Origin of the sequence: Phyllobacterium brassicacearum (assembly GCF_003010955.1) — a bacterium.
Taxonomy (GTDB): Bacteria; Pseudomonadota; Alphaproteobacteria; order Rhizobiales; family Rhizobiaceae; genus Phyllobacterium; species Phyllobacterium brassicacearum.
Genome location: NZ_PGGO01000007.1, coordinates 210,137 through 225,799, shown reverse-complemented (window position 1 = coordinate 225,799; position 15,663 = coordinate 210,137). Strand labels below are relative to the sequence as shown.

16 protein-coding genes and 1 pseudogene are annotated in these 15,663 nt (G+C 59.6%); 2 read left to right on the top strand and 15 right to left on the bottom strand.

The window, feature by feature from the left end:
• Window positions 1-6: 6 nt before the first annotated feature.
• The 11 genes from CU102_RS11660 to CU102_RS11610 form a co-directional block, all read right to left on the bottom strand.
• Window positions 7-960: a type II secretion system F family protein gene (locus CU102_RS11660; RefSeq protein ID WP_106711257.1), complete on the bottom strand. Its 954-nt coding sequence runs from the start codon at window positions 958-960 to the stop codon at window positions 7-9.
• Window positions 957-2,411, bottom strand: coding sequence for a TadA family conjugal transfer-associated ATPase (locus CU102_RS11655; protein ID WP_106711256.1), 1,455 nt, complete (start codon window positions 2,409-2,411; stop codon window positions 957-959). Before CU102_RS11655 ends, CU102_RS11660 begins: the two co-directional genes overlap by 4 nt.
• Window positions 2,412-2,426: 15 nt before the next feature.
• On the bottom strand, window positions 2,427-2,999 hold the full coding sequence (locus CU102_RS11650) for a L,D-transpeptidase (RefSeq protein ID WP_106711255.1): 573 nt from the start codon (window positions 2,997-2,999) through the stop codon (window positions 2,427-2,429).
• Entirely contained in the window at window positions 2,996-4,138 is a 1,143-nt protein-coding gene (locus tag CU102_RS11645) for a pilus assembly protein (protein WP_106711254.1), read from the bottom strand. The genes CU102_RS11650 and CU102_RS11645 overlap by 4 nt, the downstream gene beginning before the upstream one ends.
• 28 nt (window positions 4,139-4,166) lie before the next feature.
• A complete protein-coding gene (locus CU102_RS11640) occupies window positions 4,167-4,790 on the bottom strand; it encodes a TadE/TadG family type IV pilus assembly protein (protein WP_106711253.1) in 624 nt (207 codons plus the stop codon).
• Window positions 4,784-5,263 (bottom strand): TadE/TadG family type IV pilus assembly protein, encoded by a 480-nt coding sequence (locus CU102_RS11635; RefSeq protein ID WP_106711326.1) that lies wholly within the window; start codon window positions 5,261-5,263, stop codon window positions 4,784-4,786. The genes CU102_RS11640 and CU102_RS11635 overlap by 7 nt, the downstream gene beginning before the upstream one ends.
• Complete coding sequence (locus CU102_RS11630; RefSeq protein ID WP_106711252.1) at window positions 5,263-6,870, bottom strand: pilus assembly protein TadG-related protein; 1,608 nt, start codon at window positions 6,868-6,870, stop codon at window positions 5,263-5,265. Before CU102_RS11630 ends, CU102_RS11635 begins: the two co-directional genes overlap by 1 nt.
• A 92-nt stretch (window positions 6,871-6,962) precedes the next feature.
• The gene (locus CU102_RS11625) at window positions 6,963-7,307 is read right to left on the bottom strand and encodes a hypothetical protein (protein ID WP_166648383.1); all 345 of its coding nucleotides are present in this window, start codon (window positions 7,305-7,307) and stop codon (window positions 6,963-6,965) included.
• Complete coding sequence (locus CU102_RS11620; RefSeq protein ID WP_106711251.1) at window positions 7,252-8,739, bottom strand: type II and III secretion system protein family protein; 1,488 nt, start codon at window positions 8,737-8,739, stop codon at window positions 7,252-7,254. The genes CU102_RS11625 and CU102_RS11620 overlap by 56 nt, the downstream gene beginning before the upstream one ends.
• A 51-nt stretch (window positions 8,740-8,790) precedes the next feature.
• A complete protein-coding gene (cpaB, locus tag CU102_RS11615) occupies window positions 8,791-9,777 on the bottom strand; it encodes a Flp pilus assembly protein CpaB (protein WP_106711250.1) in 987 nt (328 codons plus the stop codon).
• A 99-nt stretch (window positions 9,778-9,876) separates the two neighbouring features.
• Window positions 9,877-10,080, bottom strand: coding sequence for a hypothetical protein (locus CU102_RS11610; RefSeq protein WP_106711249.1), 204 nt, complete (start codon window positions 10,078-10,080; stop codon window positions 9,877-9,879).
• A gap of 404 nt (window positions 10,081-10,484) precedes the next feature.
• Here CU102_RS11610 and CU102_RS11605 point away from each other — a divergent pair, with 404 nt between their 5' ends.
• On the top strand, window positions 10,485-11,006 hold the full coding sequence (locus CU102_RS11605) for a prepilin peptidase (RefSeq protein WP_106711324.1): 522 nt from the start codon (window positions 10,485-10,487) through the stop codon (window positions 11,004-11,006).
• A gap of 439 nt (window positions 11,007-11,445) precedes the next feature.
• Window positions 11,446-12,074 (top strand): annotated as a pseudogene (locus CU102_RS30350) (IS5 family transposase); the annotation flags it as partial.
• A 59-nt stretch (window positions 12,075-12,133) separates the two neighbouring features.
• On the opposite strand, the gene CU102_RS11590 reads toward CU102_RS30350, so the two are convergent.
• The 4 genes from CU102_RS11590 to CU102_RS11575 all read right to left on the bottom strand — a co-directional run bounded on the left by CU102_RS11590 (window position 12,134) and on the right by CU102_RS11575 (window position 15,655).
• A complete protein-coding gene (locus tag CU102_RS11590; protein WP_106711246.1) occupies window positions 12,134-12,604 on the bottom strand; it encodes a nucleoside deaminase in 471 nt (156 codons plus the stop codon).
• Window positions 12,605-12,823: 219 nt separating this feature from the next.
• Window positions 12,824-13,891, bottom strand: a complete 1,068-nt coding sequence (locus tag CU102_RS11585) for an ABC transporter ATP-binding protein (protein ID WP_106711245.1) — start codon at window positions 13,889-13,891, stop codon at window positions 12,824-12,826.
• Between the two features lie 23 nt (window positions 13,892-13,914).
• The gene (locus CU102_RS11580) at window positions 13,915-14,739 is read right to left on the bottom strand and encodes a carbohydrate ABC transporter permease (protein WP_106711244.1); all 825 of its coding nucleotides are present in this window, start codon (window positions 14,737-14,739) and stop codon (window positions 13,915-13,917) included.
• 10 nt (window positions 14,740-14,749) lie between these two features.
• Window positions 14,750-15,655, bottom strand: a complete 906-nt coding sequence (locus CU102_RS11575; protein WP_208113815.1) for a carbohydrate ABC transporter permease — start codon at window positions 15,653-15,655, stop codon at window positions 14,750-14,752.
• Between the last annotated feature and the right edge of the window lie 8 nt (window positions 15,656-15,663).

Genomic DNA, 15,663 nt, shown 5'->3' with positions numbered 1-15,663 from the left:
ACTGCCTCAGTACTCGAAGTTGACCAGCTTATAGAGAATGACATTCCCGACCGCCATGAGGGCCAGCAGCGCGCTTACAACGATGGTTCCGTAGCCGCTGTCCCAGACGGAATTGAAGTAGGTCGGCGACAGCGCCTTGATCATCCCGTAGAGCAGAAACGGGTAGATCGACATGAAGATCGCCGTGATGCGCCCTTCCGAGGAGATTGCCTTGACCTTTGCCTTCAGCATCGTCCGGTTGCGCAGTGTCTTCGATAGATTCTGCAGGATTTCGACGAGATTCCCGCCGGTCCCGGCCTGTACGCTCAGCGATATTGCGAGCAGGTTCAGATCCTCGACGCCGACCCGGTCGGTCAGGTTTATGAGGGCGTCGTCGAGCGCCACGCCATAGGTGAGTTCGTCCGAGAGGAGGCCGAACTCGCTGCCGATCGGATCAGGCATCTCGCGCGCCACCAGAGTAATCGCCGCAGGCAGCGGGTGGCCGGCAGCCAGGCTGCGGTTGGCGACATCGAGTGCTTCGGGAAGCTTCAGTGCGAATTTTCGCATGCGGCGCGCCCGGGTGCGCCAGACGACAAGCGCAGGGATAAGGAGGCAGATCAGGAGAAAGACCGGTGCCCTGACCAGATTGTTCGGCACAAGAAACTGAACGACCAGCCATAGCAAAGGTGCGCCGGCGATCGCAAAGAGCGCAAATCGCCTGGCATCGAACTTGATGCCGGACTGGACGTAGAACTGCCGCAGTCGCTGCACCAGGGGGATTTGCCGCCAGCTGCCGTCGGCGCCGCGCTCCTTCAGCATGTCGTGGTAGGTCTTACGATGATCGTTGCTGACATTGAGCAGGCTCAGCCGATGGTTTACAGCGCGGTGACGCTCGGATGTCCTGAAATAGCCGCGCACTATCGCTTCGACGGCAACAAGGGCGGCGACAAAGACGGCCGCGTAAAGCAGGATCAGGGTCATGGTTCAACAGGTCCCGTTTGCAGCGGTTTACCGGGATCGAAGATCATCGCAGGAATCTCAATCCCGAGTTCGGCAAATTCCTCGATGAAGCGCGGCCGGATGCCCGTGGCGCGAAATTCTCCGCGGATCCGCCCGTCGTCATCGGTGCCGGTCTTCTTGAATTTCATGATCTCCTGCATCTGCACGACTTCACCCTCCATGCCGGTGATCTCGGAAATCGAGACGATCTTGCGGGTGCCGTCGCTCAAGCGTTGAACCTGCACGATAATCGTGATGGCGGACGAGATCTGCGAGCGAATGCTCAGCTGTGACATCGGCATCCCGGCCATGCCGACCATCTGTTCGAGCCGGCCGACGGCGTCGCGGGGCGTGTTGGCGTGAATGGTCGTCATCGACCCCTCGTGACCGGTATTCATCGCTTGCAGCATGTCGAAAGCCTCGTCGCCGCGCACTTCGCCAACGATGATGCGGTCCGGACGCATACGCAGCGCGTTTTTCAAAAGTTCGCGCTGACGAATTTCGTTGCGCCCGTCGAGCGTCGGCGGCCGAGTTTCCAGCCGGCCGACATGCGGCTGCTGCAACTGGAGTTCGGCCGCGTCCTCGATTGTGATCAGACGCTCCTTCGGAGAAATTTGCGACGAGAGCGCGTTGAGCAAGGTGGTCTTGCCTGAACCCGTGCCGCCCGAAATGACCATGGACACCTTGCCCCTGACCGCGGCGCTAAGAAGGATGCGCATCGCATTAGCCATGGCGCCATATTCCACGAGGCGCTCCATCGTCAGCGGCTTGCGGGTAAATTTTCTGATGGAAACGAGCGGCCCGTCGACCGAGATCGGCCGAATGGCGACGTTCACACGTGAGCCATCCTTGAGGCGGGCATCGACCATCGGGGTCGATTCGTCAACGCGGCGGCCGACGGCCGAGACGATCTTGTTGATCACCCGCAACAGATGGTCCTCGTCCTTGAAACGCACGGCGGTGCTTTCGAGCTTGCCGCCCCGCTCCACATAGACGCTGTTGTGGCCGTTGATGAGAATATCGGCAATCGTGTCGTCGGCCAGTAGCGGCTCGATCGGTCCCAGCCCGAGCATCTCGTCGGTGATATCGCGGATCAGATCATTGATTTCCTTGGCATTGAGCGGAAAGTTGTTACGCCGGATATATTCCTTGACCAGCGGCCTTATCTCAGTCGCAATCTCCTCGTTGTCGAGCGTGTCGAGCATGCCCAGGTTGATACGATCGAGCAGGTAGCGATGCAGATTGACCCGCTCGGACACCATGTCCGGCCCGAGCGAAGCTTCTTTGCCACTCACCGGCGCTTCGCCGGACGCCGGTTGCCGGGCTGGCACGTGCGGAACCGCGTCGGCCAGAGACAGTTCGGTCGCCTCCAGACGCTCCCGGCTTTCCGGTTCCTGCTGCTTGTAGAAACGCCCCATGATTCCGTACGCCATGCCTTTCACCCTCGACTATTTTACAATGACCGCGGAGCCGACCTTCACCCGCTCATAGAGATCGATGACATCGGCGTTGCTCATGCGGAAGCAGCCCGACGACGCGAAACCGCCGACCGTCGACTGCTCGTTCGTTCCATGAATGCGGTAGAGCGTGTCGGTGTTGCCCCTGTAGAGATAGATCCCGCGAGCGCCCAAGGGATTAAGGGGCCCGGGAGGTACCAGGTCCGGAAGTTGCGGCGAGCGCGCCTTCATCTCGGCCGGTGGCCGCCAGTCAGGCCACTTTGACTTGCGCCCGACCTTCACGATGCCGCTCCAGCGAAATCCGTCGCGACCGACACCGATCTTATAACGGATCGCGCGTTTTCCGGAGACGACGAGGTCGAGCGTCTGGTTCCCGCTGACAATGACGATAGTCCCTGCCGCGTAGCTTTGCTCGATGGTCACCATGGCGCTTGTCCTCGGTCCGAGGCTTCGCGGCACAAGCCCGCCTGCAGCGGCATCCCCGACAGCGGCCGCTATCGCGAAAACCGCAAGGCCAAGAGTGGCGGTGCAGGCCCTTATGCGCCCACGGTCGATCGCCTTCATCGCACCAGTGCTCCGAGCTTGGCGACCGCGCTGCAAAAGCGCGCTCGGGAATTCACTTCCACCGGCAGCACGCCGCGGTTGACCGCCTCGCTTAGGGTATCCCAATCATCCGTGATGACGTGAGTGGGGATATCCTTGAATATCTTCTCCGTTTGCTGCCGGCGGACGCCGGGGCCGAAAAGCTTTTTTCGGTATTTGTTTATGACGATGAATATCTGATCCGAATTGCCGCGCAACCGCACCAGATTGGCAAATAGGTCCTTGGCTTGGGAAAGCGCGGGGATCGTCATTTCGGTCACGATGCAGATGCTGTTGACCGAACTGAGCACATCGTACTTCCACGGCGTATCGTAATAGGGAATGTCGATGACGGTGTGATCGCTCTCGAAGGCGGCTACGTCCAGCATGCGCAGCACGAGTTCGGCGCCCCTTGGCGTCAGAAGGACGGACGGCTGCTTGAAGGACAGCAGCGAAAAGCCGCCCGAATGACGCTTGCGGACCAGATCGATGAATTCCAGATCGACTCGCGAAGGATTGGCGATGACCGGCTTCAGGTCGTAGTCGTTGACAAGGTTGAGGTAATAACCGAGCGACCCCGAAGAAAAATCCATGTCGAACAGATCGACCCGCGGCGCGGAATTCTTGGTCGGCTGGGCAAGCACATGCGCGAGCGACGAAGCGATCACGCTGGCGCCCGCACCGCCGACGGCCGAAACCACGGCATGCACCCGGCTGTCGCTGGCCCCGGTGCCGGGCGCATGGGTCGAGATCATGTCGATCAACGCGCGGCGCTCGAGCGGCTTCTTCAGCCAGTCGTTGCCGTTCAGCCGGAAGAGCAGCCGCAGCATGTCGTCCGGCAGATCTTCGGAAACGACAATGAGCGGAATGTCCCGATGGCTGGTGCGGAACGCGAACAGTTCCGGACGGTGCAGCGATTGGCCGTCGTCGACGTCGAGAACGATCAGGTCGAACTGCGTCGGATCGAACCGACCTTTATCGCCAAGCGCCTTCAGTGCCACATGGCGCACATCGTAACGCGACAGCGCACCGAACACATCAAGCATGAGGCTTGCGGCCGCAGCATCGTCGGACAGGACCAATATCTTGGTGGATGAGGCAATGTTCATGTGAGCTGTCATTTCACGTTCCTACGCAATATTTAAGGAGTCAGCAGGTTGAGCATGTCTTGAGGTCTTCCGTAGTGATCGTCACCGGATGGGCTGGAATGAGGATGTCGTTGATCCCGAGCAGTGCCCCGAGGATCGGCAGATCGAAGGTGATGTCGCGCACCTCCAGCCGCATCGTCAGCACCGGCCCGTCCGGCCGGCCCCAATAGCCTAGTCCCGAGCGCTGGTAGGTCACCATCAGATTCTGCGGCTGAATCCGCCAGTTGAGGTCGCAAATGCCGGGGTGCGGATCACCTGCCACGCCGCAGAGTCCATCGCCCCCTAAGACGATCCGGTTCAATGCCGCCGTGCAGTTCGCAAGTGCCGGTCCGCAGGTTGAGGAAATCGCCGCATCGTTCGGCGCGGCCTTGCCGTTGTTGAGTGGATCGGCGGCTTCGATCGGGAAAACGGTGTCGAAATTCGTTGTCAGCGGATCGGATACCGCCGCCAGGCGGGCGCCATATTGCAGTGCCTTGACCGTCTGGTTCCACTGCGACATTGCATAGCCGAACTCGACGAAAGCGGCGAACACCAGCATAATGATCGGAAAGGTCACCAGCGCCTCGGTGAGGCTGACGCCACGGGTATCTTGCCAGAACGCCTTAAATATCCGAAAGGTCACCATCCGATGTACCTCTCTTCATGGAAGGAATTGATGGTGATGGCATCGATTCCGAGCCAGCCGAACAGAGGCGAAGTCTGGTAGAGGTGAGCGGTAGAGATAGTAATGTTCCCGTCAGCATCTGGCGCTGCGATGGTGATGTCGGCAGGGTCCTTCCAGCCCGGCACACGGGGTTTAGCGTCCGCTGCAGGAGTTTGCGTTCCGTAAAAGGCGATCGTCTTCGCCGTCGCCTGATTGCATGTCGGCTCATAGGTTCCCGACGCCGGCCGACAGCGCGACAAATAACGTCCCGCATCGCGCAGGCCAGCGTCGATCTGCATCCGCTCCCAGAAAATGTTGCCGAATTCGAGAAAACCGGCGGCAAACAGCGTCACAAAGGGCACCACCACCAGCGCTTCGGCCAGTACCGCCCCCTCCTGCCTTAACCAGAACCCGAGACCAAGCCCTTGCCGGACGAAATTGCGGAGCGCCATCATCATCGGACGAGTTCCGCTTCTTCGCGCAGGAACTCATCGAGCGTACCTCGCCCGCCCTTGCCGGTTATGTCGATCATTTCGAGCGAGAAGTATCGCTCGCCGGCAACTTTGATCGCCGGCTTGGTCAGGAACATCCGGGCGAAGGCGACCGCCCGGGTGGCCTTTTGGCCGTTCAGATGGCCGACGGACTGTTCGTAGCCGCAGTTTACGATGGCCGCGAATATCTCGCGGCGATCGCCATATTCGGCCGCTGTATAGTCCGCGAGGTCGGGCCCGCTGTAGCACTGGCCGCCTGTCGCAGGCGTCCCGGTCTCGCCGTTCGCCGAGGCATGGCTGATGAGCGCCGGGTTGGTGAGTTCGTAGCGGTAGACGTCGTAGGCGGAGGGCTGGGATGGTGTACCGGCTGCCTGCTGCGGATAACTGGAGTAGTTGCTGAGGATCGTGCTTGCTGAGGGAGCGGTCGTTCCCTGAGCAACGTTCCAGTATGTCGTATACTGCCAGTTGTTACCGCTGCTGATCTTACCGCCGGCGAGGGAGGTCATGGCTGCTCCGTAACCTAGCGGCAAAGCCTTGGCGGGATCGCCGACAATGTCTCCGACTTTCACCGGATCGTACGTATCGCATCCCTTGCTGCCATTTCCGGTTATCGTTTGAGCGGAACGCACGTTTTGCGCTGGGCGATAACGATAATCGCCCTTCACTTTATTGAACGACGAGGAGTAGTAGCCAAAGCGCGTATTCACGCCGTCTTCGACAGGCCCCGCCTTTGCACCGGTTTCGGTATCGAGGCTGTCCTGGGTATAGCAGGTACCGGGATTGCCGGTGGCAAGAGCCTCCGCCAGCACGGACGCCCCATTGCCCAAGGGAGTCCGCAAAAATCCGAAATTGCCGGGACCGGGGTTGGACGCCGCGGTGCTGTGAAGCTCGATCTGCACCCCATAGAGATTGCCGGCCGCAAAATTGGTGTGTAAGGCCTCTGCCGCATCTTCGCTCGCAGTTTCGCTTGTGTTCCCAACGGGCTCGAACGGATTGCAGATAAACATCGGCGTCACGTCGCAGGCGCTCGCCCGGTAGACCGCCACGGCATCCGCCGAGACATTCACCGTGTCACGAGTAAAGCCGATTGGAAGCGGGAAGATCGTTTGCATCGCCTGTTCCTTGGTGACGACCCAGGCGTAGGCTGCTTCGTTGGAGTTCTCCGCCTCCATCGTATCAAGGTCGATTTCGTCGTCATCCTGAGCCGGTATGCTCTTGAGATATTTGACAATAACGGTGCTCCCGGCATCGTTTCCGGCATCATAGCTCACCGTGATGTACGAGCCGAGCGACATGCCGGTCCCGCCGCCGGAAAAAGCCGCACTGTTGGCGATCTTCTCGATTGCGGCGTCCGCCCGGTCGATCGCATTGTCGCGGCCGTCGAGCTCGCGGGCTCCGGCAAGCGCCATCGCATCGACGGCGCTCTGCAGGTCGGTATGCAGGTTGCCGGTGCGGCCTACATCGATGACCAGCAGCGAAAAGCCGAGAAGCAGCGGCATGGCAATGAGCGTCAAGGCGATGACGTAGCCATGATGATCATTCCAGAACCGTCTGATAACCCTGCTCAGCATTGGCATACCCCCATCGCGGCGCTATCGCCGTGACGTCCGTGTTTTGTGCGTCTTCTACTTCCGGCGCTGCCGCCGTTCATGCCGATCGATAGTTACTTGCCGACGGCCGACCCATTGGAGGCCCCATTGGTCGCCATGGCCGGCGCCGGCTGCACGATAACTGATCCGCCGTTCTGGTACTCGGTGACCACCCTGCGAATCACCTTGCCGTCGCTGGCGATCTGGGTTCGCTGCGCTTCCGGCGGGAACGGGTCCTGTATATGGATGGCCTTGTTGGCTTCCACGGCGTTCCCAAGCCCGAAGGTGATCGAGTCGCGATGGTTCATGTAGTCGGCGCAGCCGGAAACGAGGCTGGCGACGACGAGGACGAGAAGCACGAGCTTATCGTTTTGTAACGGCAAGTTGGCCTCCCTGGTCCAGATCGAGACGATGGCCATAGGGACCTTTCACACCTTCGCCGTTGCGAAAGCGTCGCAGCATGTCCTTGTCCACTTCCAGTATACCGAGCGCGAACAGCTCGGCGTCGTTCGATGAACGCGTCTGGTCGAGCGGACTGTAGAGATCCTCGCCCGGCGAGGAAGGTCGCACGATATGCGGGGTGACGACGATGACGAGGTCGGATTCCTTTTTCTGGAAACTCGTCGAGCGGAACAGCGCGCCGAGAATCGGTATCTTCCCGAGGCCCGGCAATTGCTGGATGTCCTTGGCGTTGATCGACTGCAAAAGCCCCGCCATGGCGAAGCTCTGCCCGTCGCGCAGCGCCACTGTGGTGCTGGCAGCGCGCGAGATGAAGCCCGGATTGCCGTTGACGTTGATCGATGTATCGATCTCGGAGACTTCCGGCTTGATCTCCAGGTTGATGAGGCCGTCGTCGAGGACCACCGGCTTGAAGGTCAACCGCACGCCGAAGGGGCGATAGTCTGTCTCGGTGGCGACGGTCGCGCCGTTGGTGGTCGTCGTCAGGATCGGCACTTCGCCGCCGGCATGGAAGCTGGCGGTCGAGCCACTCATGGCGATCAGGTTCGGCTGCGCCAGCCGGCGCACCACCCCTTTCTGCTCGAGCGCGTTGATGACCACGTCGATTTGGCCGCCCGAGATTTCCAGCACCTTGGCAATTAGTTGGCCGAAGGGCTGCATACCCGTCGCCGCGCCCTTGGGGTCGAGCAGTGTGCGGACGAGGCTGCCGTCCTCCACTCCGATGCCCTGGCTGGTCGTTGCCTTGCCGATGCCGTTGTTGCCCCGTCCGGACCAACCAATCCCGAGGTCGCGGCCCGTCTGGCGCGAGGCTTCGATGACACGGACCTCCAGCATGACCTGCTGGCTGTCGCTGACCCTGAGCTGGTTCAGCACCGGGCGGTCGGAATAGGACTGGGCGATTTCCATCACCCGCTGCAGTTCCACGGCGTCACGTACGGTGCCGGTCAGGCGAATGCGGTCGTTGGAGTTGAACACCCTGACCCGGGCCGAGGGCGCGCCGGAGCGGATGGCGGAGGCCGCCTCGCGGAAATCGGCGGCGATGCGGACGTCGATGACGCCGAGCAGTCTCTTGCTGTCGTCATAGACCGAGATGTTGGTGGCGCCGATCTGCTTGGCGCGGATGAACAGCGACCGGTCTGACATCGGCACCACGTCGATCATATCGGCGCTGCCGATGACGAGATCGCCGAACGCCTGGCCAGTGTTGAGCGTCAGCGTCTCGTTTGGAGGCAACGTGACATGCTGGACCGACCCGCCGAGCGTCACGAACTTTTCCTGTGCGTCGGCGCGCCCGACAAAGCCTGGGCCCCAGGACATACAGGCCGAAAACACTGCGACCAGTGCCGCAAGGCTCCTGGACCTTGAGATTCCCCTCTTGCCACCCCTCGACATACCTGCCTTTGCCCCCTCATTCGGCCGCCGCGCCTGCGGGCCGCATTTATGTCACTGGATCAGGCCGACCCTGTACTCCTCGCGCTTCGTCTTGTTCCAGACGCCCACCGTCGTCCACTTTGGCTCGATCGGCAATACCGGCTCGACCTTGCGTTCGACAATCTGCACTTGTTTTTCGCTCTCTGGCGTCTTCATCTTCCCCAGGTCGTCCCCAACCTTTCGTACCAGGCGCTCGAGGATGTCGAACCGCCCGTCGTCGGCGTTTTTCGCCAAATCTTTGCCAAGTGCGGTCGCCATCGGGCCGCCCCCGAGGTCGGCGACGGTCATCGACCGGGTCTCTTCGACGGAGGACGAGGCGATGTTGCGAAGTGCCAGCGAAAGCGTGCCGATAGTGGCGCCGAGCGTAAGGCGCTGCGCCTCGTCGGTCGTCACCTCGAAAGTCACGGTTTTAACCACGGACGGCTGGTCCTTGCGCTCGTCCGCGGTCTGGTCCACGGCCAGCACCTTGACGCCCTGCAGCAGCACATCGACAAACGTTTGGTCGTTGCCGGCCTGGCCCCGCACGAGCCGCGTCAGAAGCACGTCGACGCGATCCGAAGGCCGCACAAAGCCGGCGACGCCGAGCACGTCGTTGACGCGGATGGAAACCGCCTTCATGCCCTGGTCGAGCGCTGCAGACAGCGTGGCGCGCTCGCCGGTACCGGTGATTTTCGAGGAAAGCACCGGCTCGCCCGGATCGATTGCCGCCATGGCATAGCGCGGTTGGGCGTCGTCGCCGACCACCGCCTCGATGCTCGCGAACGAACCTGCGGGTGTTTCGTTTGAGGGCCACGGAATGGCCTTGAGATTTTCGGGGCGCACCCGGTCGCCGAAACGCATCGGCTTGGCGGCGACAATCAATGTCTTTTCTTGCGTCTTGGTGCTGCCCATCGCCAGCAACCGGGCCTTCTGATCGGCGAGATACTCGCGCATCCCGAAAACCGCTGCTCCTGCGAGCACGAAAGCAATAACGAGACTGAAAATCGTTGAAGAACGCATCACCGCTACTCTATACTAGGTGGAATACTTCCATCCAAGATGGCTAATTTAGAAGAGAGGGATTAACAAAACCCCTCTCTTCAGATGCAAAAACACTGCTCAGACGGCAGCCGGTGCATCAAGGTCTTGAGCTTCGAACCAATCCGCCCAGGAATCCCAAGCTGTGTTGAGGTCTTCGCCGATCAGGACAACTGATGCAACGACTCCGCCGACCAGCAAACCAAGCAAAATAAGATATTCAGTCAGTGCGACGCCGTCTTCTTCCCGCGCGAAAGCGCGTACACTATTGACAAGTACTTTCATCGAGAATTACCCCCAATTTATTTGGCGCGCCGTCATTTCCCGCGGCCACTGCCTTGTCGTCGAGACCACCCCTCCGACTGGAAACATTAATAAACAGTAAATTCGATTTATGTCAACTAGTAATATTTAGTGATATGCACGCGAATCGGCAGCTATAGTTTATGGTAAAAGACCAAGAGCCTAAAAACTGTGACATCTCCTCATGTATCGGGTCAAAAAAAATCGGTAATCATCAGTTTATCCTCGCCTAAAGACGTAGGCGGTACTTGTCCTCATGTATCGGGTTAAAAATCGGCAATCATCAGTTTATCCTCGCCTAAAGACGTAGGCGGTACTTGTCCTTAATGCTTAGGCGGTACTTGTCCTTAAATGCGATAAGTCGTGGCATGGAGAAAAGGCAAATCATGATACAAATTGTCAATCTTATTACATGGATCTCAGTATTGCTTCTTCTCTATGCTGCCTGGACAGATTTCAGCACGTGGAAGATCCCCAACACGCTCGTCCTCGCGCTCGTGACCCTCTATGCGCTGCGCGCGGTGGCCGTGATGCTTGGCTCCGGGGATGCCGGCGCCGCGCTGCTTTCCTCTACCGGGATCGGCGGCGACGCTGGGGCCGGCCTGCTGATGTTCGTGCTCGGCGTCGTGCTCTGGGCTTTCCGGCTGTTCGGCGCCGGCGACGCCAAGCTCTTCCTGCCGATCGGCCTTTTCATCGGCTGGCACGGCATGCTGCCGTTTTCGTTCTTCCTCCTCGTCCTCGGCGTCGCGACACTGCTGATGCTGCGGCTGCCGGTGCCGCTGCCCTTCGCGCATCTCGCCTTTTTCATGCGCATCGAGGAAATCCGGGCGAGCCGCAAGGTACCCTATGGCGTCCTCATAGTCTTCGCGGCGCTCCTCACCCTGGCCTTGCCCCTCGGCAGGAACTGACGCTTCGCTAAGTCCGCCCGCTCCGGAATGGCGCAAAGCGGCGCAGCGGTTTGCGGCAGGGTATACTTTGCGATACCTACAATTCGAATAAATGAAGTAATAAACCGTAAATTACTTACATACAAAGGGCGCTGTAAACTTAACCGAGAATTTATGGGGGGCGGATAATCCGGCATGACCCAGCAGCACCGTGACCCCCTTTACCACCGCCACCGCTTTGCATCGTGCTCAATCGCATGCTGGCGTGTGCACGCTCGAATTCTGTCCGCTGCCAAGAAAAGCAGGCGTAATCGCCAACATCAAAGAACGAATAGCGTCCGTTGACAATTTCAGCTGCATTCATGCCCCAGCGCCGCTCGCTGGCCTTTCCGACGGCAAGATCGACGGGTTAATTCATGTTAGCCATTTTGATCTGATGATCTCGGCCCTTCCCCGAAAAATCGCCAACAGCGGAAGTCCGTGGCGTGACCTGCCGACATTCTTCGGGAACTGGAACAGCGTCTTCAAGCGACACCGCGATTGGGTCAAAGCCGATGTTTTCGTTCGGCTTTTCGACGCCTGCTCCGACCAGCCGGACATGGAGTACGCCATGGTCGACGCCACCATCGTCAAGGTCCACCGCCACGGCCAGGGCGCAAAAGAGGGACTCAGAGCCAGGCCATAGGCCGCTCCAAGGGCGGCATGACGACCAAGATCCTCGCTCTCACCGACGCGCTCGGCAATCTCGTGCGCTTTGTTCTCCGGCCCGGCCACCGTTTTGATACGGTGGGCGTCCCGCCGCTCATCGACGGCCTCTCCTTCGGCGGCCTGATCGCCGACAAGGCCTTCGACAGCAATAGCATCATCGCCGATTTGAACGAACACGGCGCCAAGATCGTCATCTCGCAGCACCCCAGGCGCGCCTCGCCCCTGCCGCTCGACACAGAACTCTACAAATGGCGTCATCTGATCGAGAACTTCTTCTGCAAACTCAAGGATTTCAAGCGCATCGCAATGCGCGCCGACAAAACCGACCAGAGCTTCAACGCCATCATCCATCTCGCCGCCGCCGTGATAAACTCTCGATGAATGGCGCCGCAGAGGCTACGGACTCTTCATCGACATCAGTCCCCTCATCATGTGTTCTGTCACCAGAAATCCTGGTGGTCGTTTACGATCTCTTCTTCGAGTTCAGGGAATGGGCCACGGATCGCTACATGGCGCCGTCCGGCGGCGAACACCTGGTGACAGCTCAGATCGAGGGTCAGATTCTCCGGGTTGTCTCCGGTCAGCTCGGCCAGCCGCCTTTCGCTGAGTCCGTAGACCACGGTGCCGATGCCAGCCCAGTAACAGGCCCCGGCGCACATGCAGCACGGCTCGACCGAGGTCACCAGCGTGCATCGCTCGAGAAAGGTCGGGTCGTATTGCTGCGCGGCCGCGCGGGCCACGTTTGCCTCTGCGTGGCCAACGCCGCGATCGCGCGCGTAGGTGTTGCCCGACGAAAGGAGCACGTCGCCCTCCGGCCCGACCAGGAGCGCCCCGAAGGGATGATTGTCACTGGCCCGGCTCTCGGTGGCGATCTCCACGGCGAGACGTAGATATTCGGTATCGCTCCTCATGGCCGCCTCCTTGGGGTGCGCATTCGAAACTGCAAGCGTAAAGGCCCTTCGCCTGGATTCTATATTTTCGGAGCGCTTGGGTGTTGTCTAGTCACGGGCATTAAATTCATGGCTGCGCAACGTGGCACAGAGGTTGCTTTCGATCGACACAGAAGCCGATTGGGACGCACATCCATCTCGCCGCCGCCGTGATAAACTCTCGATGAATCTCAACAGGCTTTAGTTCGGCAGCGGCCTGCTGCCAATACGTGCGCCGCTTGCCATGTCAAACAGATGGCTGGTCGCCGGATCGATCGCAACGTGAATTGTGTCGCCCGGCTTGATCGAAAGACGGTCGCGGAAGAGACAGGAAATCTCCTGGGCGCCGATCTTGCCCACCACCATGATCTCTGAGCCGGTCGGCTCGACCACATCGACTTTTACCGGGATTCCACTTTCCGCCATCCTGATATGTTCCGGACGAATGCCATAGGTTGCCTCGGCGGTCGAACCCAGGCCACTGGGCAACGGCAACTTGACACCGTCCGGGGTAACGAATGCGCCATTCTCGACTTTGCCCTTGATGAAGTTCATGGCAGGCGAGCCGATGAAACCCGCAACAAACAGATTGGCCGGATAGTCGTAGAGATCGAGCGGCGTGCCGATCTGTTCGACGAGGCCGTCCTTCATGACGACGATCTTGTCCGCCATGGTCATCGCTTCGATCTGGTCATGGGTCACATAGACAATCGTCGTGCCGAGACGCTGGTGCAGCCCCTTGATCTCGCTGCGCATTTGCACGCGCAGCTTCGCATCGAGGTTGGACAATGGCTCGTCGAACAGGAAGACCTGCGGGTCGCGTACGATGGCGCGGCCCATGGCGACGCGCTGGCGCTGACCGCCCGATAGCTGGCGCGGAAACCGGTCCAGAAGCTTTTCCAGACCAAGGATCTCTGCAGCACGCCCGACCCGGCTTTCCTTCTCCTGCTTCGGCGCGTTCTTCAGCATGAGCGCGAAGCCCATATTGTCCGCGACGGTCATATGCGGATAGAGCGCATAGTTCTGGAACACCATGGCGATGTCGCGCTCTTTCGCCGGCAGGTCGTTGACCACGCGGCTGCCGATGGCGATCTCACCGCCGGTGATTTCTTCAAGACCCGCAATCATGCGCAGCAGCGTCGATTTTCCGCAGCCGGACGGGCCGACCAGAATAACGAACTCGCCGTCTTCGATATCGACCGAAACGCCATGCATGACGTTGACATTGCCGTAAGTCTTGGTGACGTCCCTGATGGAGACCGAGGCCATATGACCCTCCCTCTATTCCTGAATTAGCCGCCCTTGACGGCACCGGCTGTGAGGCCGGCAATGATCTGGCGTTGTGCGAAAACGGTGAGCAGCAGCACCGGCAGCGTCACCACGAAGGCGGCGGCGGCGAGCGGTCCCCAACTGACCTGTTCGAACGACAGCATGTTGTAGACTGCAACCGGCAGCGTTCGCGTCTCACGGCTGGCAAGCACGATACCGAAGACGAAATTGTTCCACGAGAAAATCACCGCCAGGATCAGCGACACGACGATGCCGGGCTTGGCGATCGGCAGGGCGACCATGCGGAATACCTGCCATGAGGTCGCGCCATCAATCATGGCGGCTTCCTCAAGCTCCATCGGTGTGGTCTCGAAATAACCGATCATGATCCAGATGACGATCGGCACTGTCACGACGAGATGGATGATGATCTGCGGCCAGAGCGTGCCAAGGAGCCCCAACGTCTGGAACAACAGGAAGAGCGGGATCAGATAGGACAGTCCCGGCGTCATGCGGGCAATCATCACGACGATCGCGGCCTTGTCAGCACGCAACCGGGCAATGCCGTAACCAGCGGGGACGCCGACGAGCAGCGCCAACAGCGTAGCTGTACCTGTCACCAGCAGACTGTTCCAGAAATAGTGCAGGAAGTCATTGGTGGCGAATATCTCGGTGTAGTTCGACCAGGCGAAATTCTCCGGAATGAAAATCGGCGGGTAAGCGCCATTGTCGATCTCGTATTTCAGCGAGAGTGACAGCATCCACAGAAAGAAGAAGATTGCCGGCGACACGATGACGAATACGATGAAGGCCGTACCCAGCGATTTCAATATTTTGCGACGGGTCATCTTCTTTCCCTCAGCTATTCCATTTGGTCCGCTGGCGCAGGTAGAGCAGCGCGAGCGACATGGTGATGATGACGATGAAGAAGACCACGGCGAGCGCCGAGCCATAGCCAATGTCGTAATAGGCGAAAGCCACATTGTAGAGGTAGATGTTAATCGTTTCTGACGCAGTGCCTGGCCCGCCCTGGGTCATGGCAAAGATGATGTCGAAGCTTTTCAGCGCATCGATGGAGCGGATGATGACGGCGACCATCATGAAGGGCAGGATCATCGGCAAGGTGATGTAGCGGAATTTCTGCCAGCCATTGGCACCGTCAATTTCAGCGCTTTCGAAGGGATCGCGCGGCATCGCCGCCAGACCGCCGAGCACGATCAGCATGACGAGCGGTGTCCATTGCCAGGTCTCGACCAGTACAAGCGACGGAATGACGGTGTTCTGGTTGAATATCCACTCCTGCGGGCCAATACCGATCAGTGACAGGAGGTAGTTGAGGACCCCAAGCTGGGGATGGAACATCATCGTCCAGACAAGAGCGATCGCCACGGGTGTTGCCATCATGGGCATGACGAAGATACCGCGAAGCAACCCGCGCATGGGTAACTTGCTGTCAAAGACGAGTGCGGCGATCGTGCCGAGAAACAGCGGGGCAACGACGGAAAGAACCGTATAGAGCACTGTGTGGCTCATCGATTCCCAAAAACGTTGATCGCCGGCCAACCTGATAAAATTGGCAAGGCCGACGAAGCTTTTCTCTCCGCCGAGGTGCCATTCATTCACGCTCATCCACAGCGTGAATACCCAGGGGAAAATGATCACCGCCCCGACAATGACCAGAGCCGGAATAACGAATGGCCAGTAGCTTGGCTTCAAGCGGCTCTTTCCAGCCTTCGTTCCGGCATTCTGCTTTTCGCTGGTCATGGTGCCTG

Bases quoted from the DNA above. Each gene is read 5' to 3' on its own strand.
- CU102_RS11660 (WP_106711257.1), bottom strand. From the start codon at position 960: ATGACCCTGATCCTGCTTTACGCGGCCGTCTTTGTCGCCGCCCTTGTT.
- CU102_RS11655 (WP_106711256.1), bottom strand. From the start codon at position 2,411: ATGGCGTACGGAATCATGGGGCGTTTCTACAAGCAGCAGGAACCGGAA.
- CU102_RS11650 (WP_106711255.1), bottom strand. From the start codon at position 2,999: ATGAAGGCGATCGACCGTGGGCGCATAAGGGCCTGCACCGCCACTCTT.
- CU102_RS11645 (WP_106711254.1), bottom strand. From the start codon at position 4,138: ATGACAGCTCACATGAACATTGCCTCATCCACCAAGATATTGGTCCTG.
- CU102_RS11640 (WP_106711253.1), bottom strand. From the start codon at position 4,790: ATGGTGACCTTTCGGATATTTAAGGCGTTCTGGCAAGATACCCGTGGC.
- CU102_RS11635 (WP_106711326.1), bottom strand. From the start codon at position 5,263: ATGATGGCGCTCCGCAATTTCGTCCGGCAAGGGCTTGGTCTCGGGTTC.
- CU102_RS11630 (WP_106711252.1), bottom strand. From the start codon at position 6,870: ATGCTGAGCAGGGTTATCAGACGGTTCTGGAATGATCATCATGGCTAC.
- CU102_RS11625 (WP_166648383.1), bottom strand. From the start codon at position 7,307: ATGGCCATCGTCTCGATCTGGACCAGGGAGGCCAACTTGCCGTTACAA.
- CU102_RS11620 (WP_106711251.1), bottom strand. From the start codon at position 8,739: ATGTCGAGGGGTGGCAAGAGGGGAATCTCAAGGTCCAGGAGCCTTGCG.
- cpaB (WP_106711250.1), bottom strand. From the start codon at position 9,777: ATGCGTTCTTCAACGATTTTCAGTCTCGTTATTGCTTTCGTGCTCGCA.
- CU102_RS11610 (WP_106711249.1), bottom strand. From the start codon at position 10,080: ATGAAAGTACTTGTCAATAGTGTACGCGCTTTCGCGCGGGAAGAAGAC.
- CU102_RS11605 (WP_106711324.1), top strand. From the start codon at position 10,485: ATGATACAAATTGTCAATCTTATTACATGGATCTCAGTATTGCTTCTT.
- CU102_RS11590 (WP_106711246.1), bottom strand. From the start codon at position 12,604: ATGAGGAGCGATACCGAATATCTACGTCTCGCCGTGGAGATCGCCACC.
- CU102_RS11585 (WP_106711245.1), bottom strand. From the start codon at position 13,891: ATGGCCTCGGTCTCCATCAGGGACGTCACCAAGACTTACGGCAATGTC.
- CU102_RS11580 (WP_106711244.1), bottom strand. From the start codon at position 14,739: ATGACCCGTCGCAAAATATTGAAATCGCTGGGTACGGCCTTCATCGTA.
- CU102_RS11575 (WP_208113815.1), bottom strand. From the start codon at position 15,655: ATGACCAGCGAAAAGCAGAATGCCGGAACGAAGGCTGGAAAGAGCCGC.